This window comes from Pantoea sp. SS70 (genome assembly GCF_029866845.1).
In the GTDB taxonomy this organism is placed as follows: domain Bacteria; phylum Pseudomonadota; class Gammaproteobacteria; order Enterobacterales; family Enterobacteriaceae; genus Pantoea; species Pantoea leporis.
In genome coordinates this window covers 2,743,696-2,757,491 of record NZ_CP117199.1, presented here as the reverse complement: position 1 = coordinate 2,757,491, position 13,796 = coordinate 2,743,696, and the positions used below count along the sequence as shown (strand labels likewise).

13 protein-coding genes are annotated in these 13,796 nt (G+C 54.5%); 8 read left to right on the top strand and 5 right to left on the bottom strand.

Features of this window, described 5'->3' with window-relative positions:
* Positions 1 to 84: 84 nt before the first annotated feature.
* From PO881_RS12740 to mglC, 7 genes are all read left to right on the top strand, one after another.
* On the top strand, positions 85 to 1,212 hold the full coding sequence (locus PO881_RS12740; protein ID WP_280171882.1) for a YbfB/YjiJ family MFS transporter: 1,128 nt from the start codon (positions 85 to 87) through the stop codon (positions 1,210 to 1,212).
* A 117-nt stretch (positions 1,213 to 1,329) separates the two neighbouring features.
* A complete protein-coding gene (gene folE, locus PO881_RS12735; RefSeq protein ID WP_049852430.1) occupies positions 1,330 to 1,995 on the top strand; it encodes a GTP cyclohydrolase I FolE in 666 nt (221 codons plus the stop codon).
* Positions 1,996 to 2,048: 53 nt separating this feature from the next.
* Entirely contained in the window at positions 2,049 to 3,209 is a 1,161-nt protein-coding gene (gene yeiB, locus PO881_RS12730; protein ID WP_277973814.1) for a DUF418 domain-containing protein YeiB, read from the top strand.
* A gap of 142 nt (positions 3,210 to 3,351) precedes the next feature.
* Positions 3,352 to 4,392: an HTH-type transcriptional regulator GalS gene (galS, locus tag PO881_RS12725; RefSeq protein WP_280171881.1), complete on the top strand. Its 1,041-nt coding sequence runs from the start codon at positions 3,352 to 3,354 to the stop codon at positions 4,390 to 4,392.
* A gap of 303 nt (positions 4,393 to 4,695) precedes the next feature.
* Positions 4,696 to 5,691, top strand: coding sequence for a galactose/glucose ABC transporter substrate-binding protein MglB (gene mglB, locus PO881_RS12720; RefSeq protein WP_101763715.1), 996 nt, complete (start codon positions 4,696 to 4,698; stop codon positions 5,689 to 5,691).
* A gap of 70 nt (positions 5,692 to 5,761) precedes the next feature.
* The gene (gene mglA, locus PO881_RS12715; RefSeq protein WP_110866613.1) at positions 5,762 to 7,282 is read left to right on the top strand and encodes a galactose/methyl galactoside ABC transporter ATP-binding protein MglA; all 1,521 of its coding nucleotides are present in this window, start codon (positions 5,762 to 5,764) and stop codon (positions 7,280 to 7,282) included.
* Positions 7,283 to 7,300: 18 nt separating this feature from the next.
* Positions 7,301 to 8,311 carry a galactose/methyl galactoside ABC transporter permease MglC gene (gene mglC / locus PO881_RS12710; protein ID WP_007889502.1) on the top strand — a complete coding sequence of 337 codons (1,011 nt, stop codon included), beginning with the start codon at positions 7,301 to 7,303 and terminating at the stop codon, positions 8,309 to 8,311.
* 127 nt (positions 8,312 to 8,438) lie between these two features.
* Here mglC and sanA read toward each other — a convergent pair whose 3' ends face one another.
* The 5 genes from sanA to PO881_RS12685 all read right to left on the bottom strand — a co-directional run bounded on the left by sanA (position 8,439) and on the right by PO881_RS12685 (position 13,240).
* Positions 8,439 to 9,158: an outer membrane permeability protein SanA gene (gene sanA / locus PO881_RS12705; protein ID WP_008104952.1), complete on the bottom strand. Its 720-nt coding sequence runs from the start codon at positions 9,156 to 9,158 to the stop codon at positions 8,439 to 8,441.
* A 134-nt stretch (positions 9,159 to 9,292) separates the two neighbouring features.
* The gene (locus PO881_RS12700; protein ID WP_101763321.1) at positions 9,293 to 10,990 is read right to left on the bottom strand and encodes an NAD-dependent malic enzyme; all 1,698 of its coding nucleotides are present in this window, start codon (positions 10,988 to 10,990) and stop codon (positions 9,293 to 9,295) included.
* 160 nt (positions 10,991 to 11,150) lie between these two features.
* A complete protein-coding gene (gene cdd, locus PO881_RS12695; RefSeq protein ID WP_222184719.1) occupies positions 11,151 to 12,047 on the bottom strand; it encodes a cytidine deaminase in 897 nt (298 codons plus the stop codon).
* Between the two features lie 124 nt (positions 12,048 to 12,171).
* Positions 12,172 to 12,864 (bottom strand): CidB/LrgB family autolysis modulator, encoded by a 693-nt coding sequence (locus tag PO881_RS12690; protein ID WP_101763323.1) that lies wholly within the window; start codon positions 12,862 to 12,864, stop codon positions 12,172 to 12,174.
* Positions 12,857 to 13,240 (bottom strand): CidA/LrgA family protein, encoded by a 384-nt coding sequence (locus PO881_RS12685; RefSeq protein ID WP_192411506.1) that lies wholly within the window; start codon positions 13,238 to 13,240, stop codon positions 12,857 to 12,859. The genes PO881_RS12690 and PO881_RS12685 overlap by 8 nt, the downstream gene beginning before the upstream one ends.
* 151 nt (positions 13,241 to 13,391) lie before the next feature.
* On the opposite strand from PO881_RS12685, the gene PO881_RS12680 reads away from it, so the two are divergent.
* Positions 13,392 to 13,748 carry a DUF559 domain-containing protein gene (locus tag PO881_RS12680; RefSeq protein WP_192411507.1) on the top strand — a complete coding sequence of 119 codons (357 nt, stop codon included), beginning with the start codon at positions 13,392 to 13,394 and terminating at the stop codon, positions 13,746 to 13,748.
* The last annotated feature ends 48 nt before the right edge of the window (positions 13,749 to 13,796 follow it).

The window sequence follows — 13,796 nt, the reverse complement described above, 5'->3', positions numbered from 1 at the left end:
ACAACTTGGTTAGTATTATTCACTTTCCGTGAGTTTAAACGTCATGCATGCTAGTGACAAGTGATAAAACATTCTGAGGTCGGTATGGCGTTTCGTGTCGCGCTTAGCGCGTTCTTAAGTTTAGTGGTTGCGATGGGGATTGGGCGATTTGCTTTCACGCCGCAGGTTCCGCTGATGATTCAGGACCATCAACTGACGCTCACCAGCGCCAGTCTGGTGGCGGCACTCAACTATCTCGGCTATCTGTTTGGCTCGTTTGATGCGATGCGCGCGCGCAACCGCGTCGAGTGGCGTTTACAGGCGGGCGTGTGGGGCGCAGTGATTTTAACGCTGCTCTCGGCCTGCGTCAGCGGTCCGTGGTTACATGGCCTGATTCGTTTCCTGATTGGCTGGGCCAGCGGCTGGGCGATGGTGTTGCTGGCGGCATGGGCCAGCGACCAGCTACATCATCACGGACGTCCCGGCTTGCTGGCGGCGGTGTTTGCCGGACCCGGCAGCGGCATCTTTATCAGCGGCATGCTGGCGGTGGCGCTGCACGCCAGCGGTGTCAGCGCGGCCTTTGCGTGGGCGGCTTACGGTTTGCTGGCGCTGTTGTTGATTGCCGCGATTGCGCGATTCCTGCCGCGCACCGGCCAGTTACATCGCCCCGATCACGCTGCATCGCCGCTGGTGCTGAATGGCAATCTCAAGCGCCTGGTGCTGAGTTACAGCCTCGCCGGCTTTGGCTACATTCTGCCCGCCACTTTTCTGTCGCAAATGGCGGCGGCGCGTTTTCCTGACAGCGCGTTTGCCCAGTTTGTCTGGCCGGTGTTTGGTGGCGCGGCGGTGATCGGCATCGTGTTAGGTATTCTGACGCGTCACTGGGGCAGCAGCCATCTGCGGCTGGCCATAGTGTTGTGGGCGCAGGCGCTGGGCGTTATCGCCGCGATTGTACTGCCAGGCTTGAATGGCCTGATGCTGGGCGCAGCGCTGATCGGCGGCGGCTTCCTGTGTGTGGTGCAGCTGACGCTGCAATATGGGCGCGAGCTGGCACCGCAGCATGCGCGCTATCTTGCCGGTTTGCTCACCACCGGTTATGCGGTCGGGCAGTTGGGCGGTCCGCTGCTGTCGTGGATTTCCAGCATGCTATGGCATCAGCTGGAACCCGCGCTATGGGTAGCGGGCGCCAGCTTAATCCTTGCGGGAATGCTGGTTTTACGTCGCCGTACGTGATGAAAAGCTTATCAGAATGATTACTGGATTAAGGGCGCGGAGTATTTCACAATACGCGCTCAGAATTTCCCCCGTGGGCGAAAACCCGCGGGCGCATCACCTGTCGGAGAAGAGTAAATGAGCACCTTAAGTCAGGAAGCCGCCCTGGTTCACGAAGCGCTGTTGGCGCGTGGTCTGGAAACACCGTTACGTGCCCCGGTGCGTGAAATGGATGACGCCGCGCGCAAACGCGAAATTGCCGGTCACATGACGCAAATCATGCAGCTGCTGAACCTGGATCTGGAAGATGACAGCCTGATGGAAACGCCGCACCGCATCGCCAAGATGTATGTGGATGAGATTTTCTCAGGTCTGGATTACGCCAACTTCCCGAAAATCACCGTTATTGAAAACAAGATGAAAGTGGATGAGATGGTAACGGTGCGTGATATCACGCTGACCAGCACTTGCGAACACCACTTTGTGATTATCGATGGCAAAGCCACCGTGGCCTATATCCCGAAAGAGAAAGTGATTGGCCTGTCGAAAATCAACCGTATTGTGCAGTTCTTTGCCCAGCGTCCGCAGGTGCAAGAGCGCCTGACGCAGCAAGTGCTGGTGGCGCTGCAAACGCTGCTCGGCACCAATAACGTTGCGGTGTCGATTGATGCAGTGCATTACTGCGTGAAAGCGCGTGGCGTGAAAGATGCTACCAGCGCCACCACCACCACCTCGCTTGGTGGCTTGTTCAAATCCAGCCAGAACACGCGTCAGGAGTTTTTGCGCGCGGTTCGTCACAGCTAATCTGTTTGGGCAACAGCCTGTTGCCCGATTTCCTCTCTCCGTCAGGGCACTCGATGCAACGCTATCTCGCGCTGGATTTCATTCGTGGTTGCGCCATTCTCGGCATCTTGCTGCTGAACATTGTCGGCTTTGCGTTGCCATCGGCCGCCTATCTCAATCCGGCGTGGCGCGGCGAGGCTGCTACGTCTGATGCCTGGACGTGGGCGATCATGGATGGCCTGGCGCAGCTGAAATTCCTCACGCTGTTTGCCTTGCTGTTTGGTGCCGGCCTTTATATGCAGGCGCCGCGCGGCAGCCGCTGGATGTCGGCGCGTCTGACGCTGCTGGTGCTGCTCGGTTTCATTCACGGCATCTTTTTCTGGGAAGGCGACATCCTGCTGGATTATGGCCTGATTGGGCTAATTATCTGGCGCATGCTGCGTGATGTGCCTTCCGACCGCGCGTTGCTACAAACCGGCGCATTACTCTATCTGGTCGGCTGTGGCGTGCTGCTGATTTTCGGCGCGGTCTCCAGCCCCAATCCCACGCGATCCTGGCTGCCGGGTGCGGCGGACCTGCAGTATGAGAGCTACTGGAAACTGCTCGGCGGTTGGGAAGCGGTGCAGAACCGGCTGGATCATCTGTCATCAGGCCTGATGGCACTGGCATCACAATATGGCTGGCAACTGGCGGGTTTGATGCTGATGGGTGCGGCATTGATGCGCAGCGGCTGGCTCAGCGGGCAATTTAGCGTGCAGCACTATCGCCGTTCGGCGGCGCTGCTGCTGACTATCGGCTGGCTGATCGCCATTCCCGGCATCGCCGCGCAGTGGATGATTGGCTGGGAATTCCGCTGGACCGGCTTTTTCCTGCAGGTACCGCGCGATCTCGCCAGTCCGTTTATCAGCCTCGGTTATGCCGCGCTTTGCCTGGGATTCTGGCCGCAAATTGCGTCAACGCGCGTCAGCTACGCCATTCAATGCGTTGGCCGCATGGCCTTGAGCAATTACCTGTTACAGACGCTGATTTGCACCACGCTGTTCTACCGCTTTGATCTTTTCCTCAGATTCGATCGCCTGCAGCTGCTGGCCTTTGTACCGGCTATCTGGCTGGTTAATATCCTGTTTTCCGTGCTGTGGCTGCGCGTCTTCCCGCAAGGCCCAATGGAGTGGATCTGGCGCAAACTGACACGTCTTGCCGCGGGAAAAGCTGATCCTTCCTCCTCGCTCAGATAATGATGTTCATCACAAAGGTTGCAGAATTGTATGTAACCGTTTTCATTGCTGTGACGTGATTCACGTAGTCGTTTCACATGCCCTGACAGAATAGCGCCGTTACGCGCTTGTCGCGCATTTTCAGACTCTGTGGAACAGCTGCATGATAACGATTCGTGATGTCGCCCGTCAGGCCGGTGTGTCAGTAGCCACCGTGTCGCGTGTGCTCAACAACAGCAGTGCAGTCACCGCCGATACCCGGGAAGCCGTGCTGGCCGCCGTTGATGCGTTAGGCTATCGCCCGAACGCCAACGCGCAGGCGCTGGCCACGCAAATCAGTGACACCATTGGCGTGGTGGTGATGGATGTTTCCGATCCCTTCTTTGGCGCGCTAGTGAAAGCGGTGGATACCGTGGCGCAGCGCGTGCATAAACACGTGTTAATCAGCAACTCCTGGCATCAGGAAGAGAAAGAACGTAACGCAATTGAGGTGCTGATACGTCAACGATGTAACGCATTGGTGGTGCACGCGAAAACGCTTTCAGACGCCGAACTGACGCAGTTTATGGATCAGGTTCCCGGTATGGTATTGATTAACCGTACAATTCCCGGTTATGAACACCGCTGCGTCTGCCTGGATAACGTTACCGGCGCTCAGGTAGCCACGCGCATGTTGTTACAACAGGGACATCAACGCATCGGCTTTCTTAGCTCCAGCCACCCGATTGAGGATGTAACGCAACGACGTGAAGGCTGGCTGCAGGCCTTGTCAGAACAGGGAATTCGCCCGCAGGAGTCATGGATTGCGCATGCTGAACCTGATATGCAAGGCGGCGAAGCAGCGATGGTGGAGTTGCTGGGGCGTAACTTACATTTAACCGCGGTGTTTTCCTACAATGACGGCATGGCGGCGGGTGCATTGACCGCTTTAAAGGACAACGGCATCCAGGTTCCGCAGCATTTCTCTGTCATTGGCTTTGATGATATTCCCATCTCCCGCTACACCGATCCGCAGTTAACCACGGTCCGTTATCCTATTGTTTCTATGGCGAAACTCGCCACGGAATTAGCGCTCAAAGGTGCCGCAGGCGAGCTGGATCAGCTGGCTGTACACTGCTTTATGCCAACGCTGGTGCGTCGCCATTCTGTCGCCCAGCGGCAAATTGTGGAGTCGGTCACTAATTCAGGCGATAGCGCAGTGTAACCGTTTCCAATCTGTGATTGCATTCACAGTTAATTAACATGCCGCTCACTATGATGGCAGCGTCTTACCGGACTGAAACATCATGTAACGCTGGGAAATCCACTTCCCAGCTGGTTTCAGTAGCCGATTGAAATAGTTCACAACACTCTTCAGGAAGCGTTTACCTACAGGGAAGTCAGGATTGCGATGGTGGCCCGGCTTTGCGTTACGCGTCCGCCCATTATCAGGTTTACAACCGACGGCGCTGTTTGCCCGCAGGCAAATAGCGCAATGAAATGCCCTACATAAAAAACCGGAGATACCATGAATAAGAAGGTTTTCACGCTCACAGCACTGGTTGCCAGCATGATGTTTGGTGCAACTGCGCACGCCGCCGATACCCGCATTGGCGTGACCATCTACAAATACGACGACAACTTCATGTCGATGGTGCGTAAGGACATTGAGAAAGAAGCAAAATCATTGGGCGGCATTCAGCTGTTGATGAATGACTCCCAGAACGACCAGTCTAAACAGAACGACCAGATTGACGTGCTGATGGCGAAAGGCGTGAAAGCGCTGGCCATCAACCTGGTGGATCCGGCTGCTGCGGCAGTGGTGATTGATAAAGCGCGTGGCAACGATGTGCCGGTGGTGTTCTTCAACAAAGAACCTAACGCCAAAGTGCTGGCCAGCTACCCGAAAGCGTATTACGTCGGTACCGACTCTAAAGAGTCAGGCATCATCCAGGGTCAGCTGATTGAGAAGCACTGGAAAGCCACGCCAGCCTGGGATCTAAACAAAGACGGTACCATCCAGTTCGTACTGCTGAAAGGCGAGCCGGGCCATCCGGATGCCGAAGCGCGTACTAAATACGTGATCGATACCCTGAACAAAGACGGCCTGAAAACGCAGCAGCTGGCGATGGATACCGCGATGTGGGATACCGCACAGGCAAAAGACAAAGTTGACGCCTGGCTCTCTGGCCCGAACGCCAACAAGATTGAAGTGATCATCGCTAATAACGATGCGATGGCGATGGGTGCGGTTGAAGCGCTGAAAGCGCACAACAAAACCAGCATTCCGGTGTTTGGTGTCGATGCACTGCCAGAAGCGCTGGCGCTGGTGAAATCAGGCGCGCTGGCCGGTACCGTGTTGAACGATGCGGAAAACCAGGCGAAAGCGACGCTGGACATTGCTAACAATCTGGCCAATGGCAAAGAGCCAACTGCAGGCACTAACTTCAAAATGGACAACAAAATCGTACGTGTTCCTTACGTACCAGTAGATAAAGAAAATCTGTCGCAGTTTGTGAAGTAATTCATCCTGGGCGCGGTATTTCGCCGCGCCTTATTGCATCTGACCAACGCTTTATTTAGCCAGGTAAATTATGGCCAGTGAGAATCCGACCACACAGCGTGAATATCTGCTGGAGATGACGAATGTCTCGAAATCATTTCCAGGAGTTAAAGCCTTAGATAATGTGAATTTAAAAGTGCGGCCGCACTCTGTTCATGCATTAATGGGCGAAAACGGCGCCGGGAAATCTACATTATTAAAATGTCTGTTTGGGATTTATAAAAAGGATACGGGGAGCATCCTGTTTCAGGGTGAGGAAATTGATTATAAGAGCTCCAAAGAAGCGCTGGAAAATGGCGTTTCCATGGTGCATCAGGAATTAAACCTGGTTCTGCAACGCAACGTCATGGATAACATGTGGCTTGGCCGTTATCCACGTAAAGGCGTGTTTGTCGATCAGGATAAAATGTATCGCGATACCAAAGCGATCTTTGATGAATTAGATATTGATATCGATCCGCGCGATAAAGTTGCCACCTTATCGGTGTCGCAGATGCAGATGATCGAAATCGCCAAAGCCTTCTCCTATGATGCCAAAATCGTCATTATGGATGAGCCGACATCATCGCTGACCGAAAAAGAAGTGAACCACTTGTTCACGATTATTCGTAAGCTGAAAGATCGTGGCTGCGGCATTGTGTATATCTCGCACAAGATGGAAGAGATATTCCAGCTGTGTGATGAGATCACCATTTTGCGTGACGGACAGTGGATCGCCACCCAGCCGCTGGAAGGTCTGGACATGGACAAAATCATCTCGATGATGGTTGGCCGTTCATTGAACCAGCGCTTCCCGGACAAAACCAACGTGCCGGGGGAAACCATTCTTGAGGTGCGCCATTTAACCTCACTGCGTCAGCCGTCGATTCGTGATATCTCGTTCGATCTGCGTAAAGGTGAAATTCTTGGTATTGCCGGTTTGGTGGGCGCTAAGCGTACCGACATCGTCGAAACCCTGTTTGGCATTCGCGAGAAGTCAGGCGGTACGATTAAGCTGCACGGCAAGAGTATTAATAACCACAGCGCCAACGAAGCCATTAACCACGGCTTTGCGCTGGTGACGGAAGAGCGTCGCTCCACCGGTATTTATGCGTATCTGGATATAGGCTTTAACTCGCTTATCTCCAATATTAAAAAGTATAAATCCAGCATGGGGCTGCTCGATAATAAACGCATGAAAAGCGATACCCAATGGGTCATTGATTCGATGCGCGTGAAAACGCCGGGTCATCATACGCAAATTGGTTCGCTCTCCGGTGGTAACCAACAAAAAGTGATTATTGGTCGCTGGTTATTAACGCAGCCGGAAATATTGATGCTTGATGAACCGACGCGCGGGATTGATGTGGGCGCGAAATTCGAAATCTACCAACTTATTGCCGAGTTGGCGAAGAAAGAGAAGGGCATCATTATTATCTCTTCTGAAATGCCAGAGCTGTTGGGTATTACCGATCGTATTTTAGTGATGAGTAATGGCCAGGTAGCAGGCATTGTTGATACCAAAACGACCTCGCAGAATGAAATCCTGCGTTTAGCGTCATTACACCTTTAATGAAGCAAGGGCTTTAACATGAAAGCGACTACTAAAAAGAATGCGCTAACCTGGTTAAAAGAGGGCGGCATTTACGTTGTCCTGTTTGTACTGCTGGCAATTATTATTTTCCAGGATCCAACCTTCTTAAGTTTAATGAACCTGAGTAACATTCTGACCCAATCTTCGGTGCGTATTATTATCGCACTGGGCGTGGCCGGTTTGATTGTCACGCAGGGTACCGACCTTTCAGCGGGTCGTCAGGTTGGCTTAGCGGCGGTGGTGGCAGCTACGCTGCTGCAGGCAATGGATAACGCGAACAAGGTGTTCCCGCATCTGGATACCGTGCCAATTCCAGTGGTTATTCTGACCGTGTGCATCATCGGCGGTGTGATTGGTCTGGTGAACGGGGTGATCATCGCTTACCTCAAGGTAACGCCATTTATAACCACGTTGGGCACCATGATTATCGTTTACGGTATCAACTCGCTCTATTACGACTTTGTGGGTGCATCGCCAATTGCCGGTTTCGATCCTGGCTTCTCCAAATTTGCCCAAGGCTTCCTGCGTTTTGGTGATTTCAAACTGTCGTTTATCACCTTCTACGCTGTGATTGCCATCGTCTTTGTTTGGGTGCTGTGGAATAAAACTCGCTTTGGTCGCAATATCTTCGCTATCGGTGGTAACCCGGAAGCGGCGAAAGTGTCTGGTGTGAACGTGCCGTTCAACCTGATTCTGGTGTATGCCTTGTCTGGCGTGTTCTACGCGTTCGGCGGGATGCTGGAAGCAGGCCGTATCGGCAGCGCCACCAATAACCTCGGCTTTATGTATGAGCTGGATGCGATTGCGGCTTGTGTGGTCGGCGGCGTGTCGTTTGCCGGGGGCGTGGGTTCGGTGGCGGGCGTGGTGACCGGTGTCATCATCTTCACCGTGATCAACTACGGTTTGACCTACATCGGCGTTAACCCTTACTGGCAGTACATCATCAAGGGCGGCATTATCATCTTCGCCGTGGCGCTGGATTCATTGAAGTACGCACGTAAGAAGTAGTGGATTTCCCCTCACTCCAACCCTCTCCCGCAGGCGGGAGAGGGAGCAGACCGAATTCTGGCTTAAACCTGCACTACACGGTTCCCTCTCCCGCTCGCGGGAGAGGGCCGGGGTGAGGGAGCAAACATCACTTCTGCAGTTTCTCTTCCAACTCCAAAAGCTGCTCCGGCGTCACCGCCGGATAACTCTGCGCATCCTCCGGCACTTCATGCACCGCAGGAATCGGCACTAACGGGCCGAGGAAGCGCGGCTCGCGCTTCATCAAATACAAATCCGCCAGCGCACCCAAACGCGCACCCACTTCGCGGAAACGCACCGACAACATGTTTTTCGGCGACGGCACCGCATAGCACTGCGCCTGAATGCCCAAATGCTGCGCGATATACAGCGCTCGCTCGCAGTGGAAGCGCTGAGTAATGATGATGAAATCGTTGGTATCGAACACTTTGCGCGTGCGCACAATCGAATCCAGCGTACGGAAGCCAGCGTAATCCAGCACGATGTCCGACGGCGCGACGCCCGCTTTGATCAAATCGCGGCGCATGGTCATCGGTTCGTTATAGCTTTGCTGCGCATTATCACCGCTCAGCAGCAGGTAATTGACCTTGCCGCTGTTATAGGCGTTCAACGCGCCCTGAATGCGATAGAGGTAATACTGATTGATAACGCCCGTGCGGTAGTACTTCGCCGTGCCCAAGACCACGCCGACCTGACGATGTGGCAACGAGGTGACATCTTCATATATAAAGGGCGCGGTTTTCCAGCTGATCCAGCGATCCAGGCCGAGCGCGGTCGCCACCATCAGTAAGATGATGAAAAACAGACCAAAGAAAACGCGTTTAATCATGCGCGCGGGCACTCGGTTGGCAGAATTCAGAATGGATAAAGGCTACTTGAGGCGGGCGGGGGAAGCAAGTAAACGCCCGTTGGCTGACGTTTTTTTAAACGTTGCCGGATCTAAATGATCCGGCAACGGATTTATCAGATCGAAGTACGCCGATAATTACGATACTGCGGCAGCCAGAAGTTGTTGCTGACGGCTTTCGACAACACATCTTCCGAGGTCACCACCGCCACGCCCGCCAGCTGCGCGGCTTTACCCACCTCGATGGCAATCAGCTTGGAAACGCCCTGAATGTCTTTGATCTCCGGTAGAACCGGACCTTCGCCATCGTTAACCAGCGGCGAGCAGTCGGCCAATGCGCGGCTGGCGGTCATCAACATTGAATCCGTCACGCGACTGGCGCCCGCAGCGATAACCCCCAAACCGATGCCAGGGAAGATATAGGAGTTATTGCACTGGGCGATGGGATAGGTTTTCCCTTTCCAGGTGACCGGCGAGAACGGGCTGCCGGTGGCAACCAGCGCGGCGCCGTCAGTCCAGGCGATGATGTCGGCTGGCGTCGCTTCAACGCGTGAAGTCGGGTTCGACAGCGGCATAACAATCGGACGCTTAGTGTGCTTGTGCATCTCGCGAATGATCTCTTCGGTGAACAGGCCAGGTTGGCCAGACACGCCGATCAGAATATCCGGCTTGGCGTTGCGTACCACGTCGAGCAGAGAAATGGAGTCGCTACTGGTGTCCCAATCTTTCAGGCTGTCACTCTTCTGCACCAGCTTGCTCTGGAAATTGAGCAGGTTCGGCAGCTTGTCGGTGAGCAAACCGAAGCGATCGACCATCATCACGCGGCCACGCGCTTCATCATCGCTCAATCCTTCCGACTTCATCTGCGCGATGATCTGCTCGGCAATACCGCAACCGGCAGAACCGGCACCGAGGAACACCACTTTCTGCTCGCACAGGCGGCTGCCCGCAGCGCGGCTGGCGGCGATGAGGGTGCCGACGGTCACTGCGGCGGTGCCCTGAATATCGTCGTTGAAGCAGCAGATCTCATCGCGATAGCGCTCCAGCAGCGGCATGGCGTTTTTCTGCGCGAAGTCTTCGAACTGCAACAGCACGTTCGGCCAGCGACGATTCACCGCCTGAATGAATTCATTGACGAACTCTTCGTACTCTTCGCCGGTAATACGCGGATGACGCCAGCCCATATAGAGCGGATCGTTCAGCAGCTGCTGGTTGTTGGTACCGACATCCAGCACCACCGGCAAGGTATAAGCCGGGCTGATGCCGCCACACGCGGTATACAGCGACAGCTTACCGATTGGGATGCCCATGCCGCCGATACCCAAATCGCCGAGGCCGAGAATACGTTCGCCATCGGTCACCACGATCACTTTGACATTCTGCTTGGTGGCGTTCTGCAGCATGTCTTCAATGCGGTCGCGATTGTTATAAGAGATGAATACGCCACGCGCGCGACGGTAGATTTCAGAGAAGTGTTCACAGGCGGCGCCGACCGTTGGGGTGTAGATGATCGGCATCATCTCTTCCAGATGATTGTCGAGCAGGCGGTAGAACAGGGTTTCGTTGGTGTCCTGGATGTTGCGCAGATAGACGTGCTTGTCGTTGTTGTTTTTAAAATCCAGGAACTGGCGCCAGGCACGTTCTGCCTGCTCTTCGATGGTTTCTACCGCTTCGGGTAGCAGGCCGTTGAGGTTAAATTCGTTACGTTCTTCGAGGGTGAAGGCGCTGCCTTTATTCAATAGCGGAAATTCCAGCAGGATCGGACCCGCATAAGGAATATACAGCGGGCGTTTACTTTCGTAGTCGAGTTCCATGCAGTGCTTGCTCCGGTTGCAGTGTTTTCTGACGTATCGCCGGGAAAAGGTAACGCCAGTCCATCTTGAAGTGAAGAGGTTCTGGCGCCCGATCCTATGAAAATTCCTGCAGATGTACAGCTTTTGTTAACAGGAGGTCACAAAAGCGGTAAAAGGATCACTAAACTGATGTTTTCGAAACTAAAGTAAGTGAGAAATCCTCACATCCTAACGCCTTAAGCGTCGCGCGGGTCGCGTCAAGCTGACTCAGCGTGCTGTCCTGACATTCCGCCAAAACCGCTTGCTGAATTGTCTCCAGCGCTTCGTTGCTCATGTTCATCAAAATCAGTGCAGCCTGCAGCGGCGGCAAGCTGGGGTTGAAGGCGGCGTTTTCCGCATAGCGACCGGTAAAGACCTTGCCGCTCTGGCTGCGCAGCGCCACGCCGCTGTAACTCTGGCTGTAAGGCGCGTGACTGTGATTGGCGGCGGTAATGGCGGCCTGTTGCAATGCATCGCCCGCAACCGCAAAACCATGATCGACCGGCGTTAGAAGACGTTCGGTGATATTCAGATCGGCAGGGCCAAACGCATCCGGCAGATAGTCGCCCAGCGTGCTAACCGCGCGTCCCGGCAGGCTGATGCGAATCGCCGTGCCGCTGTTCAGCTCGTTCATAAACTGACGGCAATGTCCGCACGGCGTGTAGTTAACGGTAATCGCCGCCAGCTTCTCTTCACCGCGCAGCCAGGCGTGCGTAATGGCGCTCTGCTCGGCGTGTACCGTCTGCTGCAGCGGGGTATGCAGGAACTCCATGTTGGCGCCGAAGTACCAATGGCCGCTGACGCCGCGCGAAATCGCGCCGACATTAAAATGAGACACGGTTGCCACGGCGCAGCTCGCCGCCAGCGGCAGCAGTTCCAGCGCCAGCGCATCATCATCCAGACCGGTAAGCTGTTTCAGTTGCGCGACATCCTGCGGACGCAATACGCCATGGAAATCCGGCGCATCCAGCAGCGGCTGAATCGCAGCTTGCAGCGCAGCGGGCAGGGCGGAAAAAGCAGTAAGGAATCGTGAATGCATGATGTGATGGCCTCAGTTACGCGTTAGCGGCGATGCGCCGCCTGACGTTTTATATGTGATCCAAGTCGCTCTGACAATGCAAGCTGATTGGGTTGTTTCAACTTTGCGAGATCTCTCGCAAGTTTTAGCCCCACCAATGCATTAATAGCGGAAAAAGCAGCGGCGCCAGTAACGAGGTGATGATGCCGCAAATCACCAGCGCAAGGGAGCTGAACGCGCCTTCCTGGTAATCGATCTCGGCTGCGCGCGCGGTACCTAACGCGTGCGATGCGTTACCAATTGCTAACCCGCGCGAGGATTTGTTTTTCACCTTAAACAGATTGAGCAGCATATGGCCAAACACCGCACCCAGCACACCGGCGATAAGCACGCAGATGGCGCTGATGGCAGGAATACCGTGCAGCGATGCGGAGACCGCCATCGCAATCGGCGTGGTGACAGATTTCGGCATGATGGTGGCGGCGATTTCCGGCGTTGCGCCCATCCACAGCGCAATCGCGGTGCCCGATACCATTGCCGTGATGCTGCCGATGAAGCAGACGCTGATGATGGTTTTCCAGCGCGCGCGAATCTGATGCATCTGCTCATACAGCGGCAACGCCAGCGCTACGACTGCCGGTTGCAGCAACTGATTGAGCAGGCTGCTGCCGGCAAAATAGCGCGTGTATGGCAGGTGAGTCAGCAGCAGAATCGGAATGACAATCGCCATCGCCACTAACAATGGATTAACGATGGAGATATTGATTTTCGCCGCCAGTTTACGCGCCAGGAAATAGGCGATCACCGTCAGCGGCAGCGACCACCATGCATCACTCATTCGGCTTCTCCTGCGGGCGCTGCAGGCGCTCTGCGCTGAGCCCGACAATCAGCAGCACCATAAAAGTACTGACAATGCATGACACCACAATCGGCCCAAACTGCGCGGTGAGAATATCGGTATAGCCCATTACACCAACGCTAATCGGCACAAACAGCAGTGCCATATAGCGAATCAGTAAATGGCATCCGGGTTTCACCCACTCAACCGGCATGATTTGCAGACCCAGCAGCAGGAATAGCAGCAGCATGCCGATGATACTGCCGGGAATGGTTATTGGGAGCAGGGCAGAAATCCCCATTCCAGCGTAAAGCGCCGCATAGATGATGACGAAGGCGCGCACATAGCGCCAACAAGCAGAGAGAACGGCAGGCATGTCAGGCTCCTGTTTTCGTAGCGCTTTATCATACGCATTAAGCGATTAGCGTGCTAGCGATCACATTGGAATGCAGATTCCAGCTTTTTCATCGCGTTATTTTCCTCCTGCAAACATGGCGTGGGTAAGCCGATATCGCGAAAGGGAGGCGATGATGAAAGCGATTACGCGGCGGCGACAACTGCGCCAGGCAATGCCTGAAGCGGAGCATCTTTTGTGGCGTTTTTTACGTAATCGGAATTTATGCGGAGTGAAGTTTCGGCGTCAGCATCCGATTGGCGGTTATATCGTGGATTTCGCCTGTATTGAAAGGAGGGTGATAGTTGAGCTAGACGGCGGGCAGCATAACGAAGATGAAGCGAAGATTTATGATCAACAACGAACGGCTTTTTTAGAGCGAGGTGGCTGGAGAGTGATTAGATTCTGGAATCATCAGGTTTTCGAAGAGTTTGATGCGGTGATGGAGGAGATATATCGGCAGTTGATGTTGCCTGGGCCCTCACCCTAGCCCTCTCCCGCAGCGGGCGAGGGAATGGTTAGGTGGAGCAGGCTAGCA